Below are 24,595 nucleotides of genomic sequence, written 5' to 3'. Positions count from 1 at the left end.
TTATACTATTTGACTTCTAACTTTTCCTGTGTATATTTAGCCTTTCAAAATCTAAAAATTGGGAAGGAATATTATGGAAATAAGAAACATCGCAGTTATTGCCCACGTTGACCATGGAAAAACAACTCTTGTTGACGGACTTTTAAAACAAAGTGGAACTTTAAATGAGAGGAAAGATTTTGGTGAAAGGGTTATGGACTCAAACGATATAGAGAAAGAAAGAGGTATTACAATTCTTTCAAAAAATACTGCTATCTATTACGGAGATTATAAGATAAACATTATAGATACACCCGGACACTCCGATTTTGGGGGTGAGGTTGAGCGTGTTTTAAAAATGGTTGATGGAGTTCTTCTTCTTGTTGATGCTCAGGAAGGGGTTATGCCTCAGACAAAGTTTGTTGTTAAAAAAGCTTTATCTCTTGGTCTGAAACCGATAGTTGTGGTTAACAAAATTGATAAACCAGCAGCTGAGCCTGATAGAGTGGTTGATGAGGTTTTTGACCTTTTTGTAAATCTTGGGGCATCTGATGAGCAGCTTGATTTTCCCGTTCTTTATGCTGCGGCAAGGGACGGTTATGCAAAATATCATCTTGAAGATGCCAATGTTGATTTAAAGCCCCTTTTTGAAACGATAATCTCCCATGTGCCTTCTCCTTCAGGAAGCGTGGATGCTCCTTTACAGATGCAGGCTTTTACCCTTGATTACGATAACTATGTGGGAAGGATTGCCATTGCGAGAATTTTCAATGGTAAGGTAAGGAAAGGGCAAAATGTTATTCTTCTTAAAAAGAATGGAGAAACTGTAAATGGAAGAATAACCAAACTTATAGGTTTTAAAGGGCTTGACAGAATTGAGATAGATGAAGCTTTTTGCGGAGATATTGTAGCGTTTGCAGGTTTTGAGACGGTTGATATTGGAGATACTGTAGCTGATGTGGAACATCCTGAACCTCTTGAACCTTTGCATATTGAAGAACCAACGTTAAGTGTTTTCTTAAGTGTTAACGATTCCCCGCTTGCTGGAACAGAAGGAAAACATGTAACTGCAACGAAGCTTAAAGATAGACTTGTTAAAGAATCAAGAACAAATATAGCCATGAAATTTGAAGAGATAGGTGAAGGGAAGTTTAAGGTATCCGGACGTGGTGAGCTTCAGATTTCAATACTTGCAGAGAATTTAAGAAGGGAAGGGTATGAGTTTTCCATAAGCAGGCCACAGGTAATAGTGAAGGAAGAAAACGGTAAGCACCTTGAACCTTTTGAACTTCTTGTCGTTGATATCCCTGATGAATTTGTTGGAACGGTGATTGAAAAGCTTGGAAAGAGAAAGGCGGAGATGGTTTCAATGATGCCTATGGGAAATGGTAGGACAAGGGTGGAGTTTGAGATACCTTCCCGCGGTTTAATCGGTTATAGAAGTGAATTTCTTACCGACACAAAGGGTGAGGGGATAATGAACAGTTCATTTCTTGAGTATAGGGAGTTTAAAGGGATTCCATATAGAAGAAGCAATGGAGCTATGGTTTCAATGGCTGACGGAGAAGCAGCAAGTTATGCACTTTATAATCTTCAGGAAAGAGGTAAACTGTTTATTAAACCGGGAGATAAGGTTTATACCGGTATGGTTATAGGTGAGCACAGCAGAAGTGGTGATATAGATGTTAATCCTATAAAGGGTAAAAAGCTTACAAATGTTAGAGCTGCCGGTAGCGATGATGCTATAAAACTTGTTCCACCTGTTGAAATGACCCTTGAAAAGGCACTTGAGTGGATAGAAGAAGATGAACTTGTAGAAGTTACTCCTGAAAATATCAGGATAAGAAAAAGATACCTTGATATAAGCGAAAGAAAGAGAATGGCTAAAAAGAAAGGTTAGGTAATGGAGCAAAAGTTTGTTGATAGGATTGGCTGGTTTGCCTCTCTTATGGCAATTACAATGTATGTTTCTTATATAGACCAGATAAAGCTGAACCTTTCTGGCCAGAAAGGTTCAGCGGTTCTTCCAGCTGTTACCGTTGTCAACTGTATCTCCTGGATAATGTATGGTTATTTAAAAGAGAAGAAGGATTGGCCTATTATTGTTTGCAATCTTCCAGGTGTTGTTCTTGGAGCGGTAACATTTTTAACAGCAATTTTTTAATTTTTTTTCCATCTGTTTCAGGTATTCTACATAACCTATTTTTTCAAGGGTCTGGGCTTTAGCTTCAACCTGACTCTTCATTGAAGATTTATACTTTTTCACCTTTTCTCTTATTTCAGGATACTTGTTCCCTAAAATTTGCACTGCTAAAAGGCCTGCATTTTTTGCGTTGTTTATTGCTACGGTTGCTACAGGAACACCGCCTGGCATCTGGACTATTGATAGCAAAGAATCTATACCGTTTAATGTAGATGTTTTTACAGGAACACCTATAACAGGTAGCGGTGTTATTGATGCTACCATCCCAGGTAGATGTGCCGCACCACCTGCCCCGGCTATTATAATCTCAAGTCCTTTATCTTCAGCAGTTTTGGCATAATCAAAAAGTCTTTCAGGTGTTCTATGGGCTGAAACTATTGTCAGCTCATAATCTATTCCAAATTCGTCAAGCACTTTTGCTGCTTCTTTCATTACTGGAAGGTCTGAATCACTCCCCATAATTATTCCAACTAAAGGTTTTTTCATATCTTTTCCTCCCCTTTAATTTTGACAGTTCTTTTAACTATATCAGCTTTTTCAATTGCTTTTTCAATGTTTTTGTCAACAACTGTTACATGTCCCATTTTTCTGAAAGGTTTTGTTTCTTTTTTACAGTAAAAGTGAAAAGAGATACCGGGGATGGACAGAATCTCCTCAAGTCCTTCTATTACAGGTTTTCCTTTATAACCTGCTTCCCCTAAGAGATTTATCATAACAGCTGGAACTATCTGCTTGGTAGAACCAAGAGGAAGGTCAGTAATGGCTCTTATATGTTGTTCAAACTGACAGGTTAAACAGGTTTCTATTGTGTGATGTCCTGAGTTGTGAGGGCGAGGAGCTACTTCATTAACAAGTATTTTTCCCTCTTTTGTGAGGAACATCTCCATGGCGAAAACGCCGATACCATCAAGAACTCTGACCGTTTCTATTGCTATTTCTCTGGCTGCTTTTAAGAATTTCTCCTCTATTCTTGCAGGTGCGACTACCGTATCACAGATATTTGCTCGTTCATCAAAAACCATCTCAACAACGGGATATGTTTTGATTTCTCCTTTAATATTTCTTGCTACCAGGACAGAAATTTCTTTTTCTATATCAACCATTTTCTCTATGAAAGTTTCTCCTCCAAGTCTGTTTTCAATATCTTTTTCCGATTTTAGAACGAAAACGCCTCTACCATCATAGCCACCTTTTCTCGTTTTCTGAACTACAGGAAAACCGAATGCTTTTAGATCATCGCAGGAGATGACCTCTTTGTATTCAGGAACGGGAATTCCGTTTTTTGACAGAGTTTTCTTCTGTATGTATTTATCCTGAATTATTTCAAGGGTATATGGAGATGGAAAGATTTTGTATCCTTTATCAAATAGCCTTTTAAGCACTTTAGTGTTAACATTTTCAAGGTCATAAGTTACTACATCACAGTTTTGCGCAAGCTCTTCCAACTTATTTTCATCGTGGAAATTCCCTATAATCTGTCTATCTGCCACCTGTCCTGCCGGTGATTCGGGAGTCGGGTCAAGTATGGTAACATGGAATCCCATCTTTTTGGCTTTCTGTGTCATCATCTTTCCAAGCTGGCCACCACCAACAATTCCAAGTTTAAAAAGTGGATATGAAAATTGCTTCATACTGATGCCTCCAGAGGTTGAGCTTGAAGGAATTATATCAGAAATATGTCGTAAAAAGAGATAAATAGTCTAAGCTTTAACAATCGCTTTTAAAGCTTTAACAAATTTTTAATAGAATAAAAACAAACTAAATTATGAGGAAATTGTGAAATACTATCCGTGTATGGTGCTTGATATAACTTATCGTCCTTTCACAATCTTTTCCCATTTTAAATCTTTTGTTCTTGTTTATTCAGGTAAGGCGGAAGTGATTCAAAACTATGAAACGAAAGTTATAAAAGCGGTTGATAGGAGTATTCCTGCTCCTCTCGTTATAAAGATAGCTATTCTTTCAAAACACTGGGAGAAAGTTGCACCTTCAAGGAGAGCAGTTTTCTTAAGAGATAATTTTACCTGTGCTTATTGTGGTAAGCTTGTTAAGGATAGTGAAGCTACAATAGATCACATAATTCCGAAAAGTAGAGGTGGTAAATTTAGCTGGGATAATCTTATTACAGCGTGTGATAGTTGTAATCAGAAGAAAGGAGACAAATTACCTGACGAAGCAGGAATGCCTTTACTCTTTAAACCTTACAGGCCGACAAAGTTTGAGGTTGAGTTAAAACGCTGGAAAATAAACAGTGAATTTGAAGTTGCTCTTGAGATTTTCTTTCCAAAATATAAGGTTCTTATCAAAAAGTAGATCTGTTTGATAAAAACTCTTCAAGAATCAGGGCTGCCGCAATGTCGTCTTTTCTGTTTCTTTTTTTAAGTGTTTCAAGATTTTCTGCTGTTGCCGTTGTTAAATACTCATCCTGAAACACAATTTCAATGTTTAATTTTTTATTTTCAAGATAAGATTTAAGTTTTTCTGCAAATTTCTCTATTTTCTCTGCCATTTTTGTTTTTTTACCGTTTGATGTTAAGGGAAGTCCTATGATTACGGTGGTTATACCGTATTTTTTTATCAGCCTTTCTATCTCAGAAAAAGTCTCTCTGTTGGTTTTCCTCTCTATAATGCCTGAAGGAGAAGCTATTATTCCTGATAAACTTGTGGCAACGCCGATTCTTTTAAATCCCACATCAAGGGCAAGGTATTTTTTATTCCGTCTTGTTTGTCCCATTTACGATGATTCCTTTTTCCCTGTATTTAATCCTCTGCTGCTCTTCCTTTATCAGTTTTTCAATATCTTTTCGCTCTTTCGCTACCTGAATATATATTTCAACCCTGCTGTTTCTTGCTCTAAGTATTGGATTGTTCCAGGTATAAAGTGGACGGGTGTCTCCGTATCCTACAGCCATAAGCCTATCCTGCGGTATTCCTTTGGATATAAAATATCTTATAACGGCAGTGGCCCTTCTAAGGGATAAATCCCAGGAATCTTTAATGCCGTCTATCGGTTTTTTAGGTTCTCCTATATCGGTATGACCTTCAACTCTTATTGTGTAGTTTCCGTCTATCATTTTTATCGTTTTCACAACTTCATCAAGGGCTTTCTTGGCTTCAGGTGTTAGATTAAAGGAGTTTTTTTCAAACAGCACTCTGTTAAAAATTCTTAGCAGAACATACTGCTTGGTAACCACTATCTGATATCCAGAGATGGGCAGGGTTCTTGCCAGTATTTTTCCAAGCTTTTTTGCAAGGTCTTTTGTATAAAATTTGATTGGTTTAACAATTGAAAACTTTTTAAAGTATTTTGCCCTTTCTCCTTGAAAGTAGGACAGAAACTTTGCAGCTTTTGACACATCAAGACTGCTCATTGAATATAGAAGGATGAAAAATGTAAGAAGAAGTGACATAAGGTCACTAAAACTTGTAAGCCATGCCGGAAAACTTTTACATTCATCCTTCTTCTTTCTCACAGTTTCTCCTTATTGAGGTAGTTCTACAGCTATTTCTATACGCCTGTTTTTTTCCCTTCCTTCAGGTGTTGTGTTTGGAGCTATCGGGTGTGTTGGACCAAAACCGGCTGCAGACATCAGTTTAGGATCATATCCTTCTTTTTCAAAGATTCTAAGTACTGCTACTGCTCTTGCTGCTGAAAGTTCCCAGTTTGAAGGAAATTCTTTAGTTTTTATAGGAATACTGTCCGTATATCCTTCTATTCTTATGGGAACACTTATTGCTTTTAACTTATCACACATCTCTTTTATAGCAGGTAGAGCACTTCTGTATGGTGTGGCACTTCCCGGAGGAAAGAGTTTGTTCGTATTAATTCTTATTTTAATTTCTGTAGCGTATTTTGCTACTTCTGCTTTCAATCCTTTTTGTTGAAGCATTTTATGGATTTTTGCTATCTGTTCTTCTATCTCTCTACGGGAGCGCATTTTGGGATAAGTTTTTGGCATCTGAATGTTTAAGTTCGTTCCTTCAGGAATTCCACCTTCCTGGAATATTACCTCTCCACCAAAAGCAGATGATAGTCCCTTTATAACCTGTTCAAACTTTTCAAGGGAAATTGTACTCATAGAATAAAGAAGAATAAAGAAAGTAAGAAGAAGAGACATTAGGTCTCCAAAGCTTGTAAGCCATGCCGGGAAGCTTTTACACTCCTGCTTCTTTTTTCTCAAGGATTACTCCTCTTTAAGTTCCACACCAAAAAGACCACCAAGTTTCTGTTTTAGGATGTTTGGGTTTGCTCCTTTTTCTATAGCTTCAGCGGTCATAAGATACGCTTCTTTAAATGTCATGTTAAGTTCTTTATAATATTTCAGTTTTTTTGTTATCGGAATACAAAGAACGTTTGCAAGGATAGCTCCGTAAAGGGTTGTAATCATAGCAACAGCCATACCAGGACCAAGAGCAGCCGGGTCGCTAAGGTTCTGAAGCATCTGGATAAGACCTATAAGTGTTCCAATCATACCGAAAGCCGGGAAAAGATCTCCAAGGGTTTCCCAGACAGCCGCTTCTGTTGACAGTTTCTGTTCTATCTGTGCCATGGCAGCTTCAGCGTTACTGTTTATCTCTTCCATATCAAGGCCGTCTATAAGCATTCTCATGATATTTCCAAGAAATGGGTCACGGGAATAAAATTCATCAATGCTTGATTCAAGAGCCAGAATTCCCTCTTTTCTTGCTTTTTTTGCTATGTCAACAAGAAAATCTATTGTTTCTATCGGGTCGGGAAGGCCTGGGTTAAGGGCTTTAAGGAATGCCTTTAGCCCGCCTATATACTCTCCCATCGGGAATCCTGCCATGGCAGCAGAGAAGCCACCACCGACAGTAATAAGAAGAGAAGGAATGTTTATAAATGCTCCGGCACTTCCACCAAGAACAATAGTTATGATAATCAGAAGGAAAGCTGCTGCAAGACCTATAAGCGTTGCTATATCCATTGAGCACCCCGTTCTCTTTAATACTTATATATTTTTTATCGGCTTAAATGTCAAAAATTTTACCCGGATTCATTATGTTATTTGGATCAAGAGCTTTTTTTACAGCTATCATTTTCTCAAGAGCTTTTCCAACTTCAAGTGGCAAAAACTCTTTCTTCATAAATCCTATTCCGTGTTCTCCAGATACAGAACCGCCTATTTCTATAGTAAACCTGAAAAGATCTCTTACAGCTTTGAAGACCCTTTCCTCTTCGTGAGGTTCATACATAAAGTTTACGTGGATGTTTCCATCTCCGGCGTGTCCGAAATTAACTACCATTATGCTGTAACGGTTAGCAATTTTGTATGTTTCTTTAATGAGTTGGGGGATTTTACTTCTTTGAACAACTACATCTTCGTTAATTTTTTTCGGTTTAAGCTGAACAATGGCAGGGGATAACTGTCTTCTTGCTTTCCAAATCTCTTCTCTCTCTTTTTCATTTGAAGCTTTTTTTATTGTTTTTGCTCCTGCTTTTTTACACACCTGGAGGGCTTTTTCTATAAGCATGTCAACAATTTCTTTATATCCGTCAACTTCTATTATAAGGAGACCTTCAGCATCAGTAGGGAGACCCAATTTTGCGTACTTTTCTACCGCTACTATAGAATTTTTATCAAGAAGTTCTAAAGCAGTTGGAATTATTTTTGCCTTAAACATTTCCGCAACGGCTGTAGCTGCATCTTCAACTTTGTTAAAAATTGCCATAGCGGTTCTTACAGCTTCAGGGGCAGGGATAAGTTTAAGGTAGGCTTTCGTTATTATTCCTAACGTTCCTTCAGAACCTATCATTAAATCTTTCAGATTATATCCAGCCACACTTTTTACCGTTTTTGCGCCAAGATTTGTTATTGTTCCGTCAGCAAAGACAGTTTCAAGTTGCATTACATAATCTTTTGTAACTCCATATTTAACACACCTTGGGCCACCTGCATTTTCTGCTATGTTGCCGCCTATTGTTGAGTATTTATAACTTGAAGGATCCGGCGGATAAAATAGTCCTCTTTTCTCCACTTCCATCTGCATGTTGTAAGTAACTACTCCGGCTTCAACAAGTGTTCCAAGGTTATCTTCATCAATCTCAAGGATTTTGTTCATCTTTTCTGTTGTTACTACTATCCCGCCTGTTGTCGGTGCAGCCCCTCCTGTTAAACCTGAACCTGCACCTCTTGGGAATACAGGAATAAGTTCTTCATTTGCAAATGATAAGATTTTTGATACATCTTCGGAAGTTTCAGGGAAGACAACCACATCGGGAATTCCTTTTCCGCCGGTTGGGGTTGCATCATAAGAATAACTTATACAGAAATCCTGGGAATCTTTTACTTTTTCACTTCCTATTAAACTTTTAAGATGCTTTGCTATGTAATCTTTCCTTTTCATTTAGCCTCCACTTTGCAGCGGTTAATTGTAAAAATGGTGTCTGGAAGTTTAACATTTTCCTGCCACTTTTCTATTATGTAGGTTATGGTACTTCCATCTTCATTTATAACCTGGAATGATACTGGATAGGGTTTATCTTCTTTGAATATGATGATTATTTTTTCGTAAGTGACGTTTTTTCTTTTAGGAGTTATTTCATAGGCTATTTTGTCTTTAAATTTCGCGTCGGAAACTAACATAAAATATTTGCTGAACTCTTGAGGGTATTCCAGTATTCTTATGATTGGAAAATAGTCCATGCTTTCTTCTGTGGAGGTTTTTTCAAGTTTATTATTTTCAGGTATGCATGTCCATACGGTTTTTCCATCTGAAACTATTTCTATTTTGGAGTTTTTTGTATAGCTCCATTTAAATTTGGCTGGACGTTTGTATTCAATTTTACCTTTGTAAATGTCTTTTTCCTCAAGTTCTGGATCGTATTCTGTTATTTGAACAAAAGATATTTCAAGAGTTTTCACCTTTTCAAGATGGGATAGAAAATTTGAAAATTTCGTTTTAGCATTAGCTTGCAGAGAGAAAAACATTAAGATTATTGCCATAAGAATTGCCATTTTTTTCATAAGCTGTTAACCTCCTTTTATATACCGTATAATTATACCTGCTGTTTTATTTAAAATTATGTGGAGAAATTTATGCGAATAATAGGTGGAAAGTATAAAGGAAGAAAACTTTTTTCAATGCCCAAAAGAAAAGATACCAAACTTTTAAGACCGACTACTGACAGAGTTAAAGAATCCGTATTTTCAATTCTTGATGAATATCTTGAAGGTGTAAGATTCCTTGACCTTTTTGCCGGGACAGGAAATGTTGGGATAGAAGCTTTAAGTAGGGGAGCAGGAGAAGTTGTCTTTGTGGAATCGGATAGAAGGTTTTGTGAACTTATAAAGAAAAATCTTAAAACACTTGGAATTTCTCCAGATAAATACAGGATAATTTGTGATGACTACACAAAAGCTCTTAAAAAACTTGCTTCAGCCGGCAGGAAATTTGATTTTATCTATGCTGACCCCCCTTATGAAAAAGGATACTATAACCGTATAGTTAATTTAGTTAAAAATTTTAACCTTCTTGATGAAAACGGGTTGCTTATTCTTGAAGAGCCAAAGAGCAATCCTTTCCTACCAAATGATATTAAGTGGATAGTTGAAAGACGAAATTATGGCACGACAACTGTTACTTTTTTGAATTTTGCTGAATCTTTTTCGGAGGAGTAATGTTTGAGATTTCAAAGACTTTCACCTTTTCTGCGGCTCATTCGGTTTTCTCTCAACAACTAAATCCTAAGTGGACTACAAACACCTATCCTAAATGCAGAAGGCTTCCTGGTCATGGACATGATTATAAATTAACCGTTTATCTTTGTTCAGAAACTTTGGATAAGTCTCAAATGGTGACAGATTTTCATCATCTTTCGTGGTTTAAGCAGTTTTTAGACAGATGTTTTGACCATAAGTTAATCTTGAGCCTTCAGGATTCAGGAACGCTGCTTTTTTTAAAAAAGCTGAATCTTATAGATGATGATGTTTTTTCCCTTCCTGAGATTGAGAAAATGAAGCCTTCTGTGAAATTTTACGGAGTTGAAACTGACTTCTCTTTTGTTTCAGGTGAGATAGATGTTGATGCTATAGACCTGAGCAGATTTATTTACCTAACATTTGATAACTTCTCCTGTCCAGCCTTTTCTGAAAAGAGTGTTGTAGAGATAGATTTTTATCAGAGGCTTCTTGATGGTATAGCCCTTTTTAAATATTCACCAACATCAGAACAGATGGCAAAGTTTTTCTACAAGTTTATAAATAAGAACATAGAACCTCTTGGAGTTAGGTGTAGCAGGGTGTCAATATCTGAAACAGAAACCTCATGTGCTACATACAGTGAATAGATATGGAGCTTCTTTTACCGGCAGGTAGAAAAGAACATATTTTTGCTGCTTTTAATTATGGAGCTGATGCCTGTTATCTTGGTGTTGGCAGGTATAATGCACGTGCTGGAAGTGAGAATTTTACTGTTGAAGATTACAGAAGGTTTTTGAAGTTTGCACGGGATAAAAATGCAAAAATTTATATAACCTTTAATACTGTTTTGAAAAATAGCGAAATAGAGAAGGTTTTTTCTATTCTTGATGAAATTTACGATTTAAATCCTGATGGTATCATAATTCAGGATCTGGGGCTTGCCTATCTTGTAAAAAGAGAATTTCCCAAAATACCGCTTATAGCGAGTACTCAGCTCGGGATTCATAACATAAGTAGCGCTAAATTTGCAGAAGATTTCGGATTTAAAAGAGTAATTCTTGCAAGAGAACTGACTTTAAAAGAAATAGAGGAGATAAAAAAGAATACTTCTATAGAGATAGAAACATTTATTCACGGTGCTATCTGTTATTCCTATTCTGGTTTTTGCTTTGCTTCTTCATTTTTAGGAGGACATTCGGGAAATAGGGGAAAGTGTTCACAGGTGTGCAGAATGTTCTTTGACGGTGATTTTAAAGGTTCTGTTTTTAATCTAAAAGACCTTGCTGGCTTTGATTATGTGAAGAAACTTTATGAGATTGGAATAGACAGTTTAAAAATTGAAGGGAGACTGAAAGACCCTTTATATGTTGCTGTTAACGCTTTTGTTTACAGACAGTTTATAGATGAAGCTTCTGGAAAGATAAAGATAGATGGCAGTAAAAAAGAATACTTCAGGAAAATATCAAAAATCGTATTTTCCCGTAAAACCTGGAATGGATATTTTGAAAATGACCATCCTGAAGACTGTATAGATTCTGAATATACAGGAAATTACGGTCTATTCATTGGAAAAGTGAAAAAGACAGTCAGACAAGGGTTTGTTGTTGATAAACTTTCTTTCCCTGTCAAAAAGCATGATGGCCTTTTAATTTTTGAGGATGGAAAACCTTTCCCGACAAAAGTTTTTAAGGTAGCAGGTAAGAAGATTTTTATTAAACCGTTTAAACACTTCAAAGTTAATAGTGATGTATATCTTGTTCATTCTGTAAAGCTTCAAAATAGTTTTCCGATAAGGCTTTTGAAAACTTCTGAAGCAAAGCCTACGATTGAAATTTCAGTAGAATTACAGGAAGGTAGCATAAATGTGAAAGCTTTTAATCCTGTGAGAGAAGTTGGAAAAGATTTTTCTCTTCCCCTAAAAACAGAAAAACCTGAGAAGATTACAATAACAGAAAAAATGTTAAAGGTGGAGTTTAAAAAATCGGGAAATTACAGCTTTGATGTTCTTGTAAAAGAGGTTTCTGTTTCAGGTAAATTTTTTATTTCTAAAAGAGAACTTTCTTCAGCAAGGAAGCAGATTTTCAAAGAAATAGAAAAGCTTTTATTCAAGAAGAAGAAATATAAAGTTTCTGATGTTGAAAAATTTTCTTTAGAATTTGAAAAGATTTTTGTTGTTGATGATATTAACTTTGATTCTTTCTTATCTTTACCTGATAGCCACTTTTTAAATTCTATACTATTCTTAAAATCTTTTGATGTTTTGAAATTCAGAAAGCTTATAGACAAAGGTTTTAGGGTGGGAGTTTCTCTCCCGCTGATAGTAAAGACGTATGAGGAAGAGAAGCTAAAAAAATTTATTGAAAAACTTATAGAACTTGGTATAAAAGATTTTCTTATTCCTTCTGTTTATGGGATAGCCCTGTTTAAAGGAAAAGAGGTTAATCTTTATGGAGATTACACCCTTTACACTTCAAATTCTGAAACGTTAAAGTTTTTTGATTCTTTAGGATTTAAATCGTTTACATACAATGTTGAAGATGATTTTCAAAATATATCCTCTCTTTCATCTGCTAATGGTATAATAATTATTTTTCAGGATACTCCTCTTTTCTATTCACAAACCTGCCTTAAGAAAGTTTTTAAATCCCGCTTCTGCAACCTTAAAGTTTGCAGTGAAAAGTACAGGATTACTAAAATTTCAGGGAAAAGAGATAAGTTCTTTATTTCTTTTACAGATTGCAGAACAGTTATGTTCTGGTATTATCCTTTAAATTTAAACAGATTTTCACAGCAACTGTCAGGTATAAGGCGTTACGATTTTATAAATCGTTTCTATTCATCAGAAAAGATGAAAGAAATTATAGAAGGAAAATATAAAAAAGGTCATATTGGAAATCTCCTGAGGGGATTAAAATAAAACTGAAATTTAATATAATGCCGCTAACATTTCCTTAACTTTTCAGGAGGAGAGATGGCAGTTTGTGAGACAATGTTTAAAAAGATGTCTTTAAAAGATGTTCCTGTTGAAAAATTGAAAGGCTCCAGGGTTTTTGTTAGAGTTGATTTTAATGTTCCACTTGAAAATGGCGTTATTATGAATGATAAAAGGATAAGGGCAGCTCTTCCGACAATCAACTATCTCATAGACCATGGAGCCAAAATAATTCTTTGTTCCCACCTTGATAGACCTAAAGGAAGGGATAAAAGATTTTCTTTAAAACCTGTTGCCGAAAGGCTTTCAAGATTACTTGAGAAAGATGTTTTTTTTGTTCCTGACTGTATAGGAGAGGAAGTGAAAAGTGCTATAGAAAACCTTAAAGAAGGGGAGGTTGCTCTTCTTGAAAACGTCAGGTTTTATCCTGAAGAGACAAAAAATGATGAAGAGTTTGCAAAGAAACTTGCAGAATTCGCTGATATTTATGTAAACGATGCTTTCGGCACTGCTCATAGAAAACACGCATCCACATACGGGATTACAAAGTTTGTTGATCTTGCTGTTGCAGGATTTTTGCTTGAAAAAGAGATAGAGTATTTAAGAATGGCTCTTGATAATCCTAAGAGACCGCTTGTTCTTATTATTGGAGGTGCAAAAGTTTCGAGTAAATTGCAGGTGATAGAGAATTTACTTAAAGTTGTTGATAAGATGTTAATTGGCGGGGGGATGGCTTACACTTTCTTAAAAGCCGCAGGGTATGAAGTTGGAAAATCTCTTGTGGAAGAAGATTTTGTTGATTCAGCAAGGGAAATAATGAAGATGGCAGATAGTAACGGTGTTAAACTTTACATACCTGTTGACAGTATGAACGCTGAGGAGTTTAAAGAGAATACGAAAGTTAAACTTACAACTTTCAAAGAGATTCCTGAAGATATGATGGGACTTGATATAGGACCTGCTACCGTTAAACTTTTTGAAGAAGCTATGGCTGATGCAGAAACAATTGTCTGGAACGGTCCTATGGGCGTTTTTGAGATGGAAAAGTTTAGATTCGGCACAATGGCTATAGGTAAAGTTGTAGCATCAAAAAAGGAAGCTCTAACAATTGTTGGTGGTGGAGACAGTGTGGCAGCTCTTGAGCTTTTAGGACTTGAACATTCTGTTGACCACGTTTCTACAGGCGGTGGAGCGTTTCTTGAATTTCTTGCAGGCAAAGAACTTCCCGGAGTTGTAGCCCTTACAGATAAAGAGTAAGGGAGGGAAACTTCCCTCCCTATTTTAATTAATCTTCAATTACTCTCTTTACAAGTTCATAGGCAACTTTTGCAGCTGTTGGTGGACTTACTTTTGCAGAGTTAAACTTCATATGGAAAAGGTCTATTTTTGTTATATCAGCATCAGCAATATCTTTGTAGAATCTTTGTTCCCTTTCATCAAGCTGTTTGATTCTTTCAATGGCTTCATCTATTGAAATTCCAAGTTTTTCTGCGCAAAGCTTTGCTCTGTAATCCATAGGTGCTTCTATTTTAAAGTGAACTGTGTTTGGATATTCTGCTAAAATTGCGCAGGCTCCATGTCCTACAAGAATAACATTGTTTGAAAAAGCCATATTCATAACAACTTTAACAAGCATCTCTTTAAACTCTTCAAATGTCACCTCTCTTTCTTCCTCTTCTCCTTTCAAAATAGAGAAATCAAGAAACTTTCTGCTGAACTGAAGAAAATCAGCAAGAGATAATTTTGCAGCAAGATAGTTAAAATCATCAAACTCTTCAAGTTTTTCTGTTGGAAGATTAAGCCTTTTTGCGGTCTGGATAAGAATTTCCTTGTAAAGGACGTCATATCCGGTCAATTTTGCAAGCTCATTTGCAAACTCAAGCCCTTTTGAACCATAATCAAAGGTTACTGTAATAACTCCCATCTTTCCCTCCAGAATATCTTTAACTTTTGGAAATTTTCCACTTATTAGTAATTCTCTAATTTGCTCTATTATCTCAAAAAAGGTTTCTTCACTCAAGGTTGAAGGTAAATTTTTGAAAAATTGTGTTAGTTTTTTTTCAAAGTCAGGGAACTGCTTCTCTATTATTTCTGCTATCTCTTCATCTTCGTAAAGAATGTCTATTCCCTCTTCAATCCATTCCTTCTTCAATAATCTCCTCCAGGTCAAACGAAGGAAGCTCCTTCAGGCTTTTAAGGCCGAAATGGATTAAAAATTCCTTTGTTGTGCCGTAAAGTTTTGCTCTTCCAGGTCCCTTTTTCCTTCCGACAACTTCTATAAGCCTTTTTTCAAGGAGACTTTTTATCGCCCCGTCTGATGTTTTTCCTCTGATAGTTTCTATTTCTCTTTTTGATACAGGCTGTTTGTATGCTACAATTGCAAGAACTTCAAGCAGGTGCCTGGAAAGCTTTATTGGTTTATCCTCAACAAATCTTTTCACAAAATTTGCAATTTCCGGATTTGTGTAAAACTTATAGCCTTCAGCAACCTCTTCTAAAATTATACCTCTATTTGCAAAGTTTTGTTTAACTTTTTCTAATGCCAGTTTTACTTCTTCTATTTCAATTTCAAGTTTTTTGGCTATCTCTTCTGCTGTAACAGGTTCTTCAGATACAAATATTACTGCTTCAACTATCTTTTCAATCTCCTGCATTTTCTGTCTCTCTTACAACTCTCAAAGTTGCATCTGGAATTGAAAAAGATTTCATAACTTTTGAAAACTGTTCTCTTAGAGATTCGTTAGTGTAAAGTTTTTTTATAAGAAATGCAAGTTTTTCAGGGGTTAAATTTTTCTGTCTATAAAGGAAACAACCTTCTTTTTCTTCAATAAGCTTTACATTAAAATATTGATGGTCATCCGCTGCAAAAGGATAAGGAATAAAAACGGTGGGAATACCAAAAAAGCATAGTTCAGATACTGCCAGTGCACCACTTCTTGATATTGCTATGTCTGCACTTTTATAGAAGAGCCATGGGGTATCAGTAAATGAAATAACTTTTGCTGATATATTTAGGCTGTTGTAAACTTCTTTTAACCTTCCCTCTTTTTCTTTCCCTGTTATGTGTAATATCTGTATATCTTCTTTGTCTTTCAGTAAGGGTACGGTTTTTTCCATCAACTGATTTATGAAAAGAGCTCCCTGACTTCCACCAAAAATAAGAATTGTGAATTTTTCTATGTCAATACCAAGTTTTTCTCTTGCTTCTTTTTTAGAAATATTACATTCTATAATTTCCTTTCTTAAAGGATTTCCTGTTAAGATGCCCTTGGGAAAATATTTAAAACAGAAACTATTAGCTATTAAAGTTTTGTTTCCTATTTTGTTTAAAATTTTGTTCGTTTTTCCAGGTATTGAATTTTGTTCATGAATAATAACAGGGATTTTCTTTATTTTTCCCACAACTCCTGCTGGGAAGGATACATATCCGCCAAAGAGTAGAATTCTGTCAGGTTTATAATTATTAGCTATCTTTTTCATTTTCCTTATAGCTAAAAATAGAGAGGCGGCTCCCTTTAAACTACCTGCAAATCCTTTACCCCTGACTCCAGATATGGGTAGAAACATTTTTTTACACGGTATCCGGCTTTGCTTTTGAAATTCTATACCGTTTTCTGTTCCGATGTATAAAACATCGTGCCCATTTTCCATAAGCTTTTCTATTGTTGCAACTGCAGGAAAGAAGTGTCCTCCTGTTCCTCCTCCTGCCACAATTATTCTCATCCGTACCGTCCTCTTTGAACTTCTTTAAAGTTTATTCTTGTTTTTTCCGGTAAATTCTTGGCAATACTCATTAAAAGTCCTACGGCTATATACATTGCAATAAGGGAACTTCCACCCTGACTTACGAAAGGAAGGGTTATTCCTGTGGTGGGAACAAGGCCAATATTTACGCCTATATGAACCATTCCTTCAAGGAAGATATAAAGGGTTAAACCTAAAGAGAGGAATTTACCCATTTTATCGTCAGTTCTGTCAGCTATCTGGAGACCTGTAAATAGAATTGCAAAAAAGAGGATAAGTATAAAACTGGCCACTATAAAGCCTCCCTCTTCACCTATATGGGCGTATATAAAATCACTAAATGCAAGTGGTAGAAATGCCAATTTCTGCTGTCCCTGACCTATCCCAACACCTGTTAAACCACCTTTTGCAAATGAGACAAGAGCCTGAACAAGCTGATAGCTGTCGCTTTTCCCCGGTGCTTTAAAGTATGCCAGTGGATTAAAGAGCATCTTTATTCTGGCAATTCTGTAAGGGGCTGTTATAACTGCAAGGAAAAACATGGCACTTCCTATTGCAAAAGGGATTAAAATGTAGCTTAACCGAAATCCGGTGATAAATATCATTGCAAAAACTGAAATAAAAACTATCATTGCTGAGCCAAGGTCTTTTTCTAAAAGGATTAAAAATATAGGAATGAAAACAAGAATCATGAAGCCGATGAAAACCTCATAACTGTTCTCTATTTCATACCACTTTCTTTCAAGATAACCGGCAACAAACAAAATTATAAACACTTTAGCAAACTCTGCAGGTTGAAGAGAGAATCCACCTATTCTAATCCAGCTTCTTGCTCCGTTTACTTCAACGCCGAATATAAGAACAAATATGAGTATAAATAAAGTTGCTCCATATATAGACCACAGCCATCGCTTTTCTTTAAGCTTTTTGTAATCAAACAGTTTATATGTGAAGTACCATGCTATTAGAGCTATAAAAAGAGAGATAATTTGCTTCATTAAAAGGTAATAGGGTGAGTTTCCACGTGATACGCAGAAGAAATAACTTCCGGTATAAATGAAAATCAATCCTATAACCGTTAAAATAACAGCAAATATAAATATCAATTTTCCAAGTGTTTCAGGTTTCATTTAATCTCCTCAACTATCTGTTTGAAAATTTTACCCCTCTCTTCAAAGTTTTTAAACATATCAAAACTTGAACATCCTGGAGAAAAAAGTATTACATCTCCATGTTGAGAGCTGTTAAACGCAGAAATTACAGCATCTTCTAAACTTTGTTTTATTTCAATTTCCGTTTCATTTTCAAAAAGTGATTTGAACATTAAAGCTGTTTCGCCTATTGCTATTAACTTTTTAACTTTATTCCTTATCAAGTCTTTTAACGGAGAAAAATCTATTCCTTTATCTTTACCGCCAGCTATTAGAATAACTTTTTCAAAGCTTAAAAGTGCCTTTTCAAGAGAATCAATATTTGTTGATTTTGAATCGTTTATAAATTTTACTCCACCTATTTCCTTTACAAATTCAAGCCGGTGTTCAAGTCCTTTAAAGTCTTTAATCGCTTCTAAGAATTCAGAAACAGAAAATCCAAGCTCTTTTACAACAAGAATAGAAGCCATAATGTTTTGTATGTTGTGGTATCCAGATAAAGGCAAAAAGTTAGCGTTAATCTGCATCTTTTCTATGTTTACAAAACCTTCTTCGTAAAAGATATCGGCTTTTTCCTTCATGCTGAAATATAAAAAGTTGTTCCCTTTCAGGTTCTTAAGATTTCTGTCATCTTTGTTTAGAATTATTTTTCCCGTTGTATGGTCTATAAGATTTAGTTTTGCTCTTTTATATTCATCAAAATCTTTGTATCTATTAAGATGGTCCGGAGTTATGTTTAAAATAACAGAAATTTCACATTTAAAGTTTTTTAAATCCTCAATCTGATAGCTTGAAAGCTCAATTACAGAAATTGAATCGCTGTCTGTTTCTGAAGCGAATTCGGAAACAGGAATTCCGTAATTTCCTCCTATAAAAACTTTCCCTTTTTTCCAGAGTTTTTTCAGACCGTGATAGATGAGAGCGGTTGTTGTGGTTTTTCCATTTGTTCCGGTTATACATATAACTTTTCCCTTTAAAAACCTTCCTGCAAGTTCAACTTCTCCTATTACCTCTATTCTTTTTTCTTTATAAAATTTGACAGTCGGATGGCTCTGAGGAATTCCGGGAGATTTAACCACAAAATCTGGATTTTCAGGCAGTTTCCCTTTTTCTTTGTCGTCGTAATAGGTTACATTGTAACCGAGTTTTTCAAGGAGTTTTCCGGCAGATTTACCGCTTTTGCCTTTTCCAAGAACAACAACCATTTTGCTAATCTCCGGCTTTTTCATAATTTATAATTTTGCTGTAATCTTAAAAATTTTCAAACCTTAAATCTATGGAGTTTTTATGAGAGTTGAAAGGCTTGATAACGGAGCTTTTGTTGTTTTGAAATCAAGAAAGGATGTTTCTTCAGTTTCGGTGCAGTTCTGGTTGAAAACAGGAGCTGTTTTTGAAGACAATGAAAATCGCGGAGTTGCCCATTTTCTTGAGCACATGGTGTTTAACGGAACAAGAAATTTTCTTCCTGGTGAGATAGAGAAGATGGTTGAAAATGCCGGTGGTGAAATCAATGCGGCAACTTCTTACGATTACACTTTTTACTACATTACTCTTCCTGCAAAACATGTTTCTCTTGCTGTTAAATTATTAAAAGAGCTTGTGTTTTTTCCTGTTCTTTCACAGGAGATGGTTGAGAAAGAGAAGCCTATAGTTCTTGAAGAGATAGCACGTTCTGAAAACAATCCAAAGACGCTTTTATGGAGAGAGTTTCTAAAACATCTTTATAAAAAGTCTAACTACAGGTATCCTATTCTTGGTTTTAGGGATACTGTATCATCTTTTACCGATAAAACGGTTAAAGAGTTTCATCAGAAACACTATCATGCAGGTAATTTAACCGTTGCGATTTCAGGTAATGTTGATGAAAACTCTCTGTTAACATTAATTAAAAAAGAGTTGAAGGAGATTCCGTCTGAAGAAAGAAATTTTTTTGTAACTGTTGATGATACAACCACATGTAAGGAGACTTTTGTTTTAAAGCACCCTGCAGTTGCAAATATCCATACCGTTGTAGGTTGGAGATTGCCGGGATTAATTCAAGAGCAAAATGTGGCTCCGTTTATTCTCCTTGAGTCCATTCTTTCTTACGGCAGAAGCTCAATTCTTTATCAGGAGATTACTGAAAAAGGTTTTGCTTTTGGTGTCAGTGCTGGATTTGAAGAGTTTTTAGGCGGTAGTTCCTTTTATATCTACGGAATAACCGATAGTAGCAGGAATGGAAAGTTTAAAGAGAAACTTTTTTCCATTTTAAACTCCTTTAACACTGAAGAAGTTTTTGAGTTTGCAAAGAGGAAAGTGCTGAAATCGGAAATTTTCAAAAGAGAAGCTGTTGAATTGGAAGCTGAAGAGATTGGATATTCAATGACTCTGCTTGAAAGTCTTGAAATTTATGAAAGTTTAATAGAAAAAATTAGTTCTCTTTCCTTTGAAGATTTTTTAGAGGAGACAGCCTTTATTAAAACATCTCCCCTTATTATTGAACTTATACCTGAAGATATGGAGGTTATATTATGATAGATAAACTCTGGGAATTTATTGCTACAGGATGTTACAGCGGAAAACTTCCTAAAATGCCAGGCACCTGGGGGTCCATTTTCGCTGCTGTTCTAATCTATTTTTTCTGGCCAGATAATTTACTATTTCAGGGAGTAATTGTTCTTTTAACTTTTGTATTAAGTGTGCTTTCTTCCCATTTTTATTCTTTAAATCTTGGAGTAAAAGATCCAGATTCTGTTGTTATAGATGAGATAATAGGAATGCAAATAGCAATGCTTGGAATAAAGCCTTCTTTATCTGCGGTGCTTTTTGCCTTGGTAATCTTTAGAATTATTGATATAATGAAACCGCCGCCGATAAAGATGTTTGAAAAATTGCCCGGTGGATTTGGTATCACCGTTGACGATATGGTCGCCGGGCTTTATACCAATCTACTTCTCAGGCTACTTGTCTGGAGGAACTATGTTTAAAAAAATCTTAATAGCAAACAGAAGTGAGGTTGCCACAAGGGTTATTCGTGCCTGTAAAGAGCTTGGTATTAAAACAGTTGCTATCTATTCTGAAGCTGATGTTAACTCCCTTCACGTTAAAAAAGCTGATGAAGCTTATATGATTCACGGAGATCCTGTAAAAGCTTACCTTAACTACTATAAAATAGTAGATATTGCCAAAAGGGCTGGAGCAGACGCCATCCATCCTGGATATGGATTTCTTTCAGAAAGGCCAGATTTTGCTGATTATTGTCGTAGAAAAGGTATTGAATTTATTGGGCCTTCAGTTGAACATTTGAAAATGTTCGGTAGCAAACTTGAAGCAAAGAAGGTAATGAAAGAATTGGGTGTTCCTGTAGCAGAAGGAAGCGAAAAACCGATTACTGATTTGGAAGAGGCAAAAGAACTTGCCAGAAGAATAGGTTATCCTGTTATGATAAAAGCTTCTCACGGTGGAGGCGGAAGAGGTTTAAGAGTCGTCCGAAATGAAGAGGAGCTTGTAAGACAGTTTACCACTGCTGTTGCAGAAGCCGAAGCTTCATTTGGAAAGGGTGAAGTTTTCATTGAAAAATATATAGAAGAGCCTCGCCACATTGAGATACAGATAGTTGCTGATAAGCATGGTAATGTTGTTCACCTTGGAGAGAGAGACTGTTCTATGCAAAGACGCCACCAGAAGGTTCTTGAAATAGCTCCATCTCCTGTTTTAACTAAAAGGCAGCGAGAGAAACTTGGAAATATATGTGTAAAAGTTGCTAAAGAGATAGGATATTATGGTGTTGGAACGTGGGAATTTCTTATGGATAGATATGGGAATTTCTACTTTATGGAGGTAAATCCAAGGCTTCAGGTTGAGCATACAATTACCGAAGAGGTTACAGGTATTGATATTGTTCAGGAGCAGATAAGAATAGCTGCTGGCATGAATCTCTCTTTTTCTCAGAGAAACATAAATATTTACGGATTTGCGATGCAATTTAGAATAAATGCTGAAAATGTTGCAAGGGATTTTGCTCCTTCACCTGGAACTATTACAGCTTACTACTCTCCCGGTGGTATAGGTGTGAGAATAGACGGAGTTGTTTATAAAGGCTATAAGATTCCTCCTTACTACGATTCTATGATTGCAAAACTTATAGTTTGGGGAAGAAACTGGGATGAGGCTATAAGGCGTTCCCGTAGAGCTCTTGATGAGTTTGTGATAAGAGGTGTCCCTACCACTATTCCATTTTTCAAGAAAATTCTCAACGATCCTGAGTTTATCCATGGCAGGTTTGATACTTCATTTATAGATAGGAAAATCAAAGAGTTTAGTTTTGTTAAAGAGCCTGATCCTGAAATTCTTGCACTGGCTCTTTCTGCAGCTATTGCTGCTCATCACGGACTTTAATTTTAGGAGGAACAGTTATGGGCAGAAAACTCCAGTTTACAGATGTTACGTTAAGGGATGCTCATCAATCCCTTTTTGCAACCAGGATGAAAACAAAGGATATGATAGATATAGCTCCTGTAATAGACAAAGCAGGTTTCTGGTCTGTTGAAATGTGGGGTGGTGCTACTTTTGATGCCTGTTTGAGATTTTTGAGAGAAGATCCCTGGGAAAGATTGAAAATTTTAAGAAAACTTATGCCAAACTCAAAGCTTCAGATGCTTTTAAGAGGTCAAAATCTTGTAGGATACAGGCACTATCCTGATGATGTTGTGAAAGCTTTTGTAAGAAAAGCTGCAGAAAATGGAATAGATGTTTTCAGGGTTTTTGACGCTCTTAATGATTTGAGAAATGTTGAAGTTGCTGTTGAAACGGCGAAAGAGTGTGGAAAGATAGTTGAAGGAGCTATTTCTTACACAGTTAGCCCTGTTCATACTGAGGATTTATACATAGAGCTTGCTCTTCAATATAAAGAGATGGGCGTTGATATTATCACAATAAAAGATATGGCAAGTTTGCTATCTCCTGAAAGAGCATATTCACTTGTTAAAGCTCTCAAGGAAGAGGTTGGACTACCTGTTCATATTCATACTCACTGCACAAGTGGAATGGCTGAAATGGCACAGCTTAAAGCAGTTGAGGCAGGTGCTGATATTATGGACGTTGCCATTTCTCCCCTTGCTTCTGATACTTCTCATCCGTGTGCTGAGACGATGGCTTTTGTTTTTAAAGGTTTTGGTTATGATGTTCCACTTGATAAAGATGCTCTTTCAAAAATGGCTAAACACTTTAAAGAAGTTAGAAAACACTATAAGAAATATGATATGGACTTTAAAGGTGTTGATGCAGGAGTTCTTGAACATCAAATACCAGGTGGGATGATGTCAAACCTTGTTAACCAGCTAAAAGAGCAGGGAGCCCTTGATAAGCTTGATGAAGTTTTAAAAGAGATTCCAAGAGTCAGAGAAGATTTAGGTTATCCTCCACTTGTAACACCTACCAGCCAGATAGTTGGTACTCAGGCTGTTTTAAATGTTCTGTCAGGTGAAAGGTATAAAATGATTACTCAGGAAACAAAAAATTATGTTAAGGGTCTTTACGGTAAACCTCCAGCTCCTATAAAAGAGGAAATTATCAAGAAGATTTTAGGAGAGGAGCAGCCTATAACATGCAGACCTGCTGATTTACTTGAGCCAGAACTTGAGCAGAGAAGGAAAGAGATAGGAGATCTTGCCAGGTCTGAAGAAGACGTTCTTTCCTACTGTATCTTTCCACAGGTTGCTAAAGAGTTCTTTGAATGGAGAGAGAAAGTTGAAAAAGGAGAGATACCTGCAATTTCTGAAGAGGATCTTGCAGATACGATGGAGGAAGAAAATCTCTGCCCGCAACCTCTTGCACCTACAGAGTTTGTTATCAATGTTCACGGTGAAAGCTACCATGTGAAAATTGCAGGTGTTGGCCACAAAACAGAAGGTAAAAAACCTTACTTTATTAAAATAGATGGAAGACTTGAAGAAGTTGTAGTTGAGCCGCTTGTTGAAGTTGTCCCTACCGCTGGAGAGGTTGAAATAAGCGGTGGGTTGACAAGCAGTTCAAAAAGGCCAAAAGCTATAAAAGAGGGTGATGTAACATCTCCTATGCCTGCAAAAGTTGTTGAAATAAGAGTTGAAGAAGGGCAACAGGTTAAGGAAGGGGATGTTGTTGCTATAGTGGAAGCTATGAAGATGCAGAATGAGGTTCATGCACCTATAAGTGGAACGGTGAAAGCTATATATGTTAAACCTGGTGATCAGGTTAATCCTGATGAAGCTATAATGACAATAGAGTAGGAGTTTGCCTATGCCGAAAATAATACTTGTTAGACACGGAAAGACAGTCTGGAATGCAGAAGGCAGGTATCAGGGAAAGATGGATATTCCTTTAAATGAGGAAGGAAAAGAACAGGCAAGAAGAGCAGGAGAAGCTTTAAAGGATTTCCCTGTTAAGGCTGTTTATTCAAGTCCTCTTAAAAGATGTTTTGATACTGCATCTGAGATTGCGAAACATCACGACCTTGAAGTTAATACTGAAGAAGGCTTTAAAGAAATAGACCACGGAGAGTGGGAAGGACTTTTAGCTTCAGAAGTAGAAAATAAGTATCCGGAACTTTACAGATTATGGAAGGAGAAACCTTCTGCAGTTAAAATGCCAGGAGAAGGTGGTGAATCTCTACAGGATGTTTATAATAGGGCTGTAAAAGCCTTTGAAAATGTAGTTTCAAAACATTCAGATGATGAGCTTATTGTAATTGTAGGTCATGATGCAACAAATAAAATTCTTATGTGCTATCTTCTTGGAACAGACCTTGATAAATTCTGGGCTTTTAAACAGGCAAATTGCGGAATAACAGTTCTTGAGTATAATCCTGAAACAAAGAAGGTTGTGGTTCATGTTGCAAATGCTACAGGACATCTTGGGAAAGATATAGATTTTGAAATTCAAAAATCTTTGTAAGGTAGGAGTGTCTCCC

At 36.2% G+C, this 24,595-nt stretch carries 25 protein-coding genes; 12 read left to right on the top strand and 13 right to left on the bottom strand.

The features are described 5' to 3' along the window. Positions 1-70: 70 nt before the first annotated feature. Both typA and CHB58_RS05410 read left to right on the top strand, forming a co-directional pair. A complete protein-coding gene (gene typA, locus CHB58_RS05415; RefSeq protein WP_089323128.1) occupies positions 71-1,879 on the top strand; it encodes a translational GTPase TypA in 1,809 nt (602 codons plus the stop codon). A gap of 3 nt (positions 1,880-1,882) precedes the next feature. Further along, the gene (locus tag CHB58_RS05410; RefSeq protein WP_089323091.1) at positions 1,883-2,143 is read left to right on the top strand and encodes a SemiSWEET family transporter; all 261 of its coding nucleotides are present in this window, start codon (positions 1,883-1,885) and stop codon (positions 2,141-2,143) included. Here CHB58_RS05410 and purE read toward each other — a convergent pair. Both purE and CHB58_RS05400 read right to left on the bottom strand, forming a co-directional pair. Beyond that, on the bottom strand, positions 2,126-2,668 hold the full coding sequence (purE, locus tag CHB58_RS05405; RefSeq protein WP_089323090.1) for a 5-(carboxyamino)imidazole ribonucleotide mutase: 543 nt from the start codon (positions 2,666-2,668) through the stop codon (positions 2,126-2,128). The genes CHB58_RS05410 and purE overlap by 18 nt on opposite strands. Then, positions 2,665-3,813 carry a 5-(carboxyamino)imidazole ribonucleotide synthase gene (locus CHB58_RS05400; RefSeq protein WP_089323089.1) on the bottom strand — a complete coding sequence of 383 codons (1,149 nt, stop codon included), beginning with the start codon at positions 3,811-3,813 and terminating at the stop codon, positions 2,665-2,667. Before CHB58_RS05400 ends, purE begins: the two co-directional genes overlap by 4 nt. Positions 3,814-3,958: 145 nt before the next feature. On the opposite strand from CHB58_RS05400, the gene CHB58_RS05395 reads away from it, so the two are divergent. Beyond that, entirely contained in the window at positions 3,959-4,495 is a 537-nt protein-coding gene (locus CHB58_RS05395; protein WP_089323088.1) for an HNH endonuclease, read from the top strand. Here CHB58_RS05395 and ruvX read toward each other — a convergent pair. From ruvX to CHB58_RS05365, 6 genes are read right to left on the bottom strand one after another with little or no spacing between them, the layout of a single operon-like run. Next, positions 4,485-4,916, bottom strand: a complete 432-nt coding sequence (gene ruvX / locus CHB58_RS05390) for a Holliday junction resolvase RuvX (RefSeq protein WP_089323087.1) — start codon at positions 4,914-4,916, stop codon at positions 4,485-4,487. The two genes, CHB58_RS05395 and ruvX, sit on opposite strands and share 11 nt — an antisense overlap. Next, a complete protein-coding gene (locus tag CHB58_RS05385) occupies positions 4,894-5,655 on the bottom strand; it encodes an OmpA/MotB family protein (protein ID WP_245807344.1) in 762 nt (253 codons plus the stop codon). The genes ruvX and CHB58_RS05385 overlap by 23 nt, the downstream gene beginning before the upstream one ends. Before the next feature lie 9 nt (positions 5,656-5,664). After that, the gene (locus tag CHB58_RS05380; RefSeq protein WP_245807343.1) at positions 5,665-6,363 is read right to left on the bottom strand and encodes an OmpA/MotB family protein; all 699 of its coding nucleotides are present in this window, start codon (positions 6,361-6,363) and stop codon (positions 5,665-5,667) included. 3 nt (positions 6,364-6,366) lie between these two features. Then, the gene (locus CHB58_RS05375; RefSeq protein ID WP_089323086.1) at positions 6,367-7,128 is read right to left on the bottom strand and encodes a motility protein A; all 762 of its coding nucleotides are present in this window, start codon (positions 7,126-7,128) and stop codon (positions 6,367-6,369) included. A 43-nt stretch (positions 7,129-7,171) separates the two neighbouring features. Then, the gene (locus CHB58_RS05370; protein ID WP_089323085.1) at positions 7,172-8,548 is read right to left on the bottom strand and encodes an FAD-binding oxidoreductase; all 1,377 of its coding nucleotides are present in this window, start codon (positions 8,546-8,548) and stop codon (positions 7,172-7,174) included. Beyond that, positions 8,545-9,168, bottom strand: a complete 624-nt coding sequence (locus tag CHB58_RS05365) for a LolA family protein (RefSeq protein ID WP_089323084.1) — start codon at positions 9,166-9,168, stop codon at positions 8,545-8,547. Before CHB58_RS05365 ends, CHB58_RS05370 begins: the two co-directional genes overlap by 4 nt. A gap of 72 nt (positions 9,169-9,240) precedes the next feature. On the opposite strand from CHB58_RS05365, the gene rsmD reads away from it, so the two are divergent. The 4 genes from rsmD to CHB58_RS05345 all read left to right on the top strand — a co-directional run bounded on the left by rsmD (position 9,241) and on the right by CHB58_RS05345 (position 14,032). Further along, entirely contained in the window at positions 9,241-9,822 is a 582-nt protein-coding gene (gene rsmD / locus CHB58_RS05360; protein ID WP_089323083.1) for a 16S rRNA (guanine(966)-N(2))-methyltransferase RsmD, read from the top strand. Further along, a complete protein-coding gene (locus CHB58_RS05355; protein WP_089323082.1) occupies positions 9,822-10,490 on the top strand; it encodes a 6-pyruvoyl trahydropterin synthase family protein in 669 nt (222 codons plus the stop codon). Before rsmD ends, CHB58_RS05355 begins: the two co-directional genes overlap by 1 nt. A gap of 2 nt (positions 10,491-10,492) precedes the next feature. Then, positions 10,493-12,760: a peptidase U32 family protein gene (locus CHB58_RS05350; protein WP_089323081.1), complete on the top strand. Its 2,268-nt coding sequence runs from the start codon at positions 10,493-10,495 to the stop codon at positions 12,758-12,760. 72 nt (positions 12,761-12,832) lie between these two features. After that, positions 12,833-14,032: a phosphoglycerate kinase gene (locus CHB58_RS05345; protein WP_343125000.1), complete on the top strand. Its 1,200-nt coding sequence runs from the start codon at positions 12,833-12,835 to the stop codon at positions 14,030-14,032. Positions 14,033-14,060: 28 nt separating this feature from the next. Here CHB58_RS05345 and CHB58_RS05340 read toward each other — a convergent pair whose 3' ends face one another. From CHB58_RS05340 to murD, 5 genes are read right to left on the bottom strand one after another with little or no spacing between them, the layout of a single operon-like run. After that, a complete protein-coding gene (locus tag CHB58_RS05340; protein ID WP_089323079.1) occupies positions 14,061-14,927 on the bottom strand; it encodes a cytidylate kinase-like family protein in 867 nt (288 codons plus the stop codon). Continuing rightward, positions 14,908-15,429: an SMC-Scp complex subunit ScpB gene (gene scpB, locus CHB58_RS05335; RefSeq protein WP_089323078.1), complete on the bottom strand. Its 522-nt coding sequence runs from the start codon at positions 15,427-15,429 to the stop codon at positions 14,908-14,910. The genes CHB58_RS05340 and scpB overlap by 20 nt, the downstream gene beginning before the upstream one ends. Next, positions 15,416-16,498, bottom strand: coding sequence for an undecaprenyldiphospho-muramoylpentapeptide beta-N-acetylglucosaminyltransferase (gene murG, locus CHB58_RS05330; protein ID WP_089323077.1), 1,083 nt, complete (start codon positions 16,496-16,498; stop codon positions 15,416-15,418). The genes scpB and murG overlap by 14 nt, the downstream gene beginning before the upstream one ends. Beyond that, entirely contained in the window at positions 16,495-17,649 is a 1,155-nt protein-coding gene (locus CHB58_RS05325; RefSeq protein WP_089323076.1) for an FtsW/RodA/SpoVE family cell cycle protein, read from the bottom strand. The genes murG and CHB58_RS05325 overlap by 4 nt, the downstream gene beginning before the upstream one ends. Continuing rightward, positions 17,646-18,875, bottom strand: a complete 1,230-nt coding sequence (murD, locus tag CHB58_RS05320) for a UDP-N-acetylmuramoyl-L-alanine--D-glutamate ligase (protein WP_089323075.1) — start codon at positions 18,873-18,875, stop codon at positions 17,646-17,648. The genes CHB58_RS05325 and murD overlap by 4 nt, the downstream gene beginning before the upstream one ends. Positions 18,876-18,957: 82 nt before the next feature. Between murD and CHB58_RS05315 the strand changes: the two genes are divergently transcribed. Genes CHB58_RS05315 through CHB58_RS05295 form a run of 5 tightly spaced genes read left to right on the top strand, consistent with a single transcriptional unit; the run spans position 18,958 to position 24,579 of the window. Further along, the gene (locus CHB58_RS05315) at positions 18,958-20,184 is read left to right on the top strand and encodes a M16 family metallopeptidase (RefSeq protein ID WP_089323074.1); all 1,227 of its coding nucleotides are present in this window, start codon (positions 18,958-18,960) and stop codon (positions 20,182-20,184) included. After that, the gene (locus CHB58_RS05310) at positions 20,181-20,636 is read left to right on the top strand and encodes a phosphatidylglycerophosphatase A family protein (RefSeq protein WP_089323073.1); all 456 of its coding nucleotides are present in this window, start codon (positions 20,181-20,183) and stop codon (positions 20,634-20,636) included. Before CHB58_RS05315 ends, CHB58_RS05310 begins: the two co-directional genes overlap by 4 nt. Next, positions 20,629-22,047 carry an acetyl-CoA carboxylase biotin carboxylase subunit gene (accC, locus tag CHB58_RS05305; RefSeq protein WP_089323072.1) on the top strand — a complete coding sequence of 473 codons (1,419 nt, stop codon included), beginning with the start codon at positions 20,629-20,631 and terminating at the stop codon, positions 22,045-22,047. The genes CHB58_RS05310 and accC overlap by 8 nt, the downstream gene beginning before the upstream one ends. A 17-nt stretch (positions 22,048-22,064) precedes the next feature. Next, positions 22,065-23,915 carry a sodium-extruding oxaloacetate decarboxylase subunit alpha gene (gene oadA, locus CHB58_RS05300; protein WP_089323071.1) on the top strand — a complete coding sequence of 617 codons (1,851 nt, stop codon included), beginning with the start codon at positions 22,065-22,067 and terminating at the stop codon, positions 23,913-23,915. Between the two features lie 10 nt (positions 23,916-23,925). After that, positions 23,926-24,579, top strand: a complete 654-nt coding sequence (locus tag CHB58_RS05295; RefSeq protein WP_089323070.1) for a histidine phosphatase family protein — start codon at positions 23,926-23,928, stop codon at positions 24,577-24,579. Positions 24,580-24,595 lie beyond the last annotated feature (16 nt).

The sequence above is a fragment of the Desulfurobacterium atlanticum genome, assembly GCF_900188395.1.
Taxonomy (GTDB): domain Bacteria; phylum Aquificota; class Aquificia; order Desulfurobacteriales; family Desulfurobacteriaceae; genus Desulfurobacterium_A; species Desulfurobacterium_A atlanticum.
Note: the sequence above shows the minus strand (reverse complement) of the source record. Positions and strands in the feature narration are given on the sequence as shown.

What these genes read in the sequence shown, in the direction of transcription:
- CHB58_RS05410 (WP_089323091.1), top strand. Translation starts at nt 1,883, where the DNA reads ATGGAGCAAAAGTTTGTTGATAGGATTGGCTGGTTTGCCTCTCTTATG.
- purE (WP_089323090.1), bottom strand. Translation starts at nt 2,668, where the DNA reads ATGAAAAAACCTTTAGTTGGAATAATTATGGGGAGTGATTCAGACCTT.
- CHB58_RS05400 (WP_089323089.1), bottom strand. Translation starts at nt 3,813, where the DNA reads ATGAAGCAATTTTCATATCCACTTTTTAAACTTGGAATTGTTGGTGGT.
- ruvX (WP_089323087.1), bottom strand. Translation starts at nt 4,916, where the DNA reads ATGGGACAAACAAGACGGAATAAAAAATACCTTGCCCTTGATGTGGGA.
- CHB58_RS05375 (WP_089323086.1), bottom strand. Translation starts at nt 7,128, where the DNA reads ATGGATATAGCAACGCTTATAGGTCTTGCAGCAGCTTTCCTTCTGATT.
- CHB58_RS05370 (WP_089323085.1), bottom strand. Translation starts at nt 8,548, where the DNA reads ATGAAAAGGAAAGATTACATAGCAAAGCATCTTAAAAGTTTAATAGGA.
- CHB58_RS05365 (WP_089323084.1), bottom strand. Translation starts at nt 9,168, where the DNA reads ATGAAAAAAATGGCAATTCTTATGGCAATAATCTTAATGTTTTTCTCT.
- rsmD (WP_089323083.1), top strand. Translation starts at nt 9,241, where the DNA reads ATGCGAATAATAGGTGGAAAGTATAAAGGAAGAAAACTTTTTTCAATG.
- CHB58_RS05355 (WP_089323082.1), top strand. Translation starts at nt 9,822, where the DNA reads ATGTTTGAGATTTCAAAGACTTTCACCTTTTCTGCGGCTCATTCGGTT.
- CHB58_RS05350 (WP_089323081.1), top strand. Translation starts at nt 10,493, where the DNA reads ATGGAGCTTCTTTTACCGGCAGGTAGAAAAGAACATATTTTTGCTGCT.
- CHB58_RS05345 (WP_343125000.1), top strand. Translation starts at nt 12,833, where the DNA reads ATGTTTAAAAAGATGTCTTTAAAAGATGTTCCTGTTGAAAAATTGAAA.
- scpB (WP_089323078.1), bottom strand. Translation starts at nt 15,429, where the DNA reads ATGCAGGAGATTGAAAAGATAGTTGAAGCAGTAATATTTGTATCTGAA.
- murG (WP_089323077.1), bottom strand. Translation starts at nt 16,498, where the DNA reads ATGAGAATAATTGTGGCAGGAGGAGGAACAGGAGGACACTTCTTTCCT.
- CHB58_RS05325 (WP_089323076.1), bottom strand. Translation starts at nt 17,649, where the DNA reads ATGAAACCTGAAACACTTGGAAAATTGATATTTATATTTGCTGTTATT.
- murD (WP_089323075.1), bottom strand. Translation starts at nt 18,875, where the DNA reads ATGGTTGTTGTTCTTGGAAAAGGCAAAAGCGGTAAATCTGCCGGAAAA.
- CHB58_RS05315 (WP_089323074.1), top strand. Translation starts at nt 18,958, where the DNA reads ATGAGAGTTGAAAGGCTTGATAACGGAGCTTTTGTTGTTTTGAAATCA.
- CHB58_RS05310 (WP_089323073.1), top strand. Translation starts at nt 20,181, where the DNA reads ATGATAGATAAACTCTGGGAATTTATTGCTACAGGATGTTACAGCGGA.
- accC (WP_089323072.1), top strand. Translation starts at nt 20,629, where the DNA reads ATGTTTAAAAAAATCTTAATAGCAAACAGAAGTGAGGTTGCCACAAGG.
- oadA (WP_089323071.1), top strand. Translation starts at nt 22,065, where the DNA reads ATGGGCAGAAAACTCCAGTTTACAGATGTTACGTTAAGGGATGCTCAT.
- CHB58_RS05295 (WP_089323070.1), top strand. Translation starts at nt 23,926, where the DNA reads ATGCCGAAAATAATACTTGTTAGACACGGAAAGACAGTCTGGAATGCA.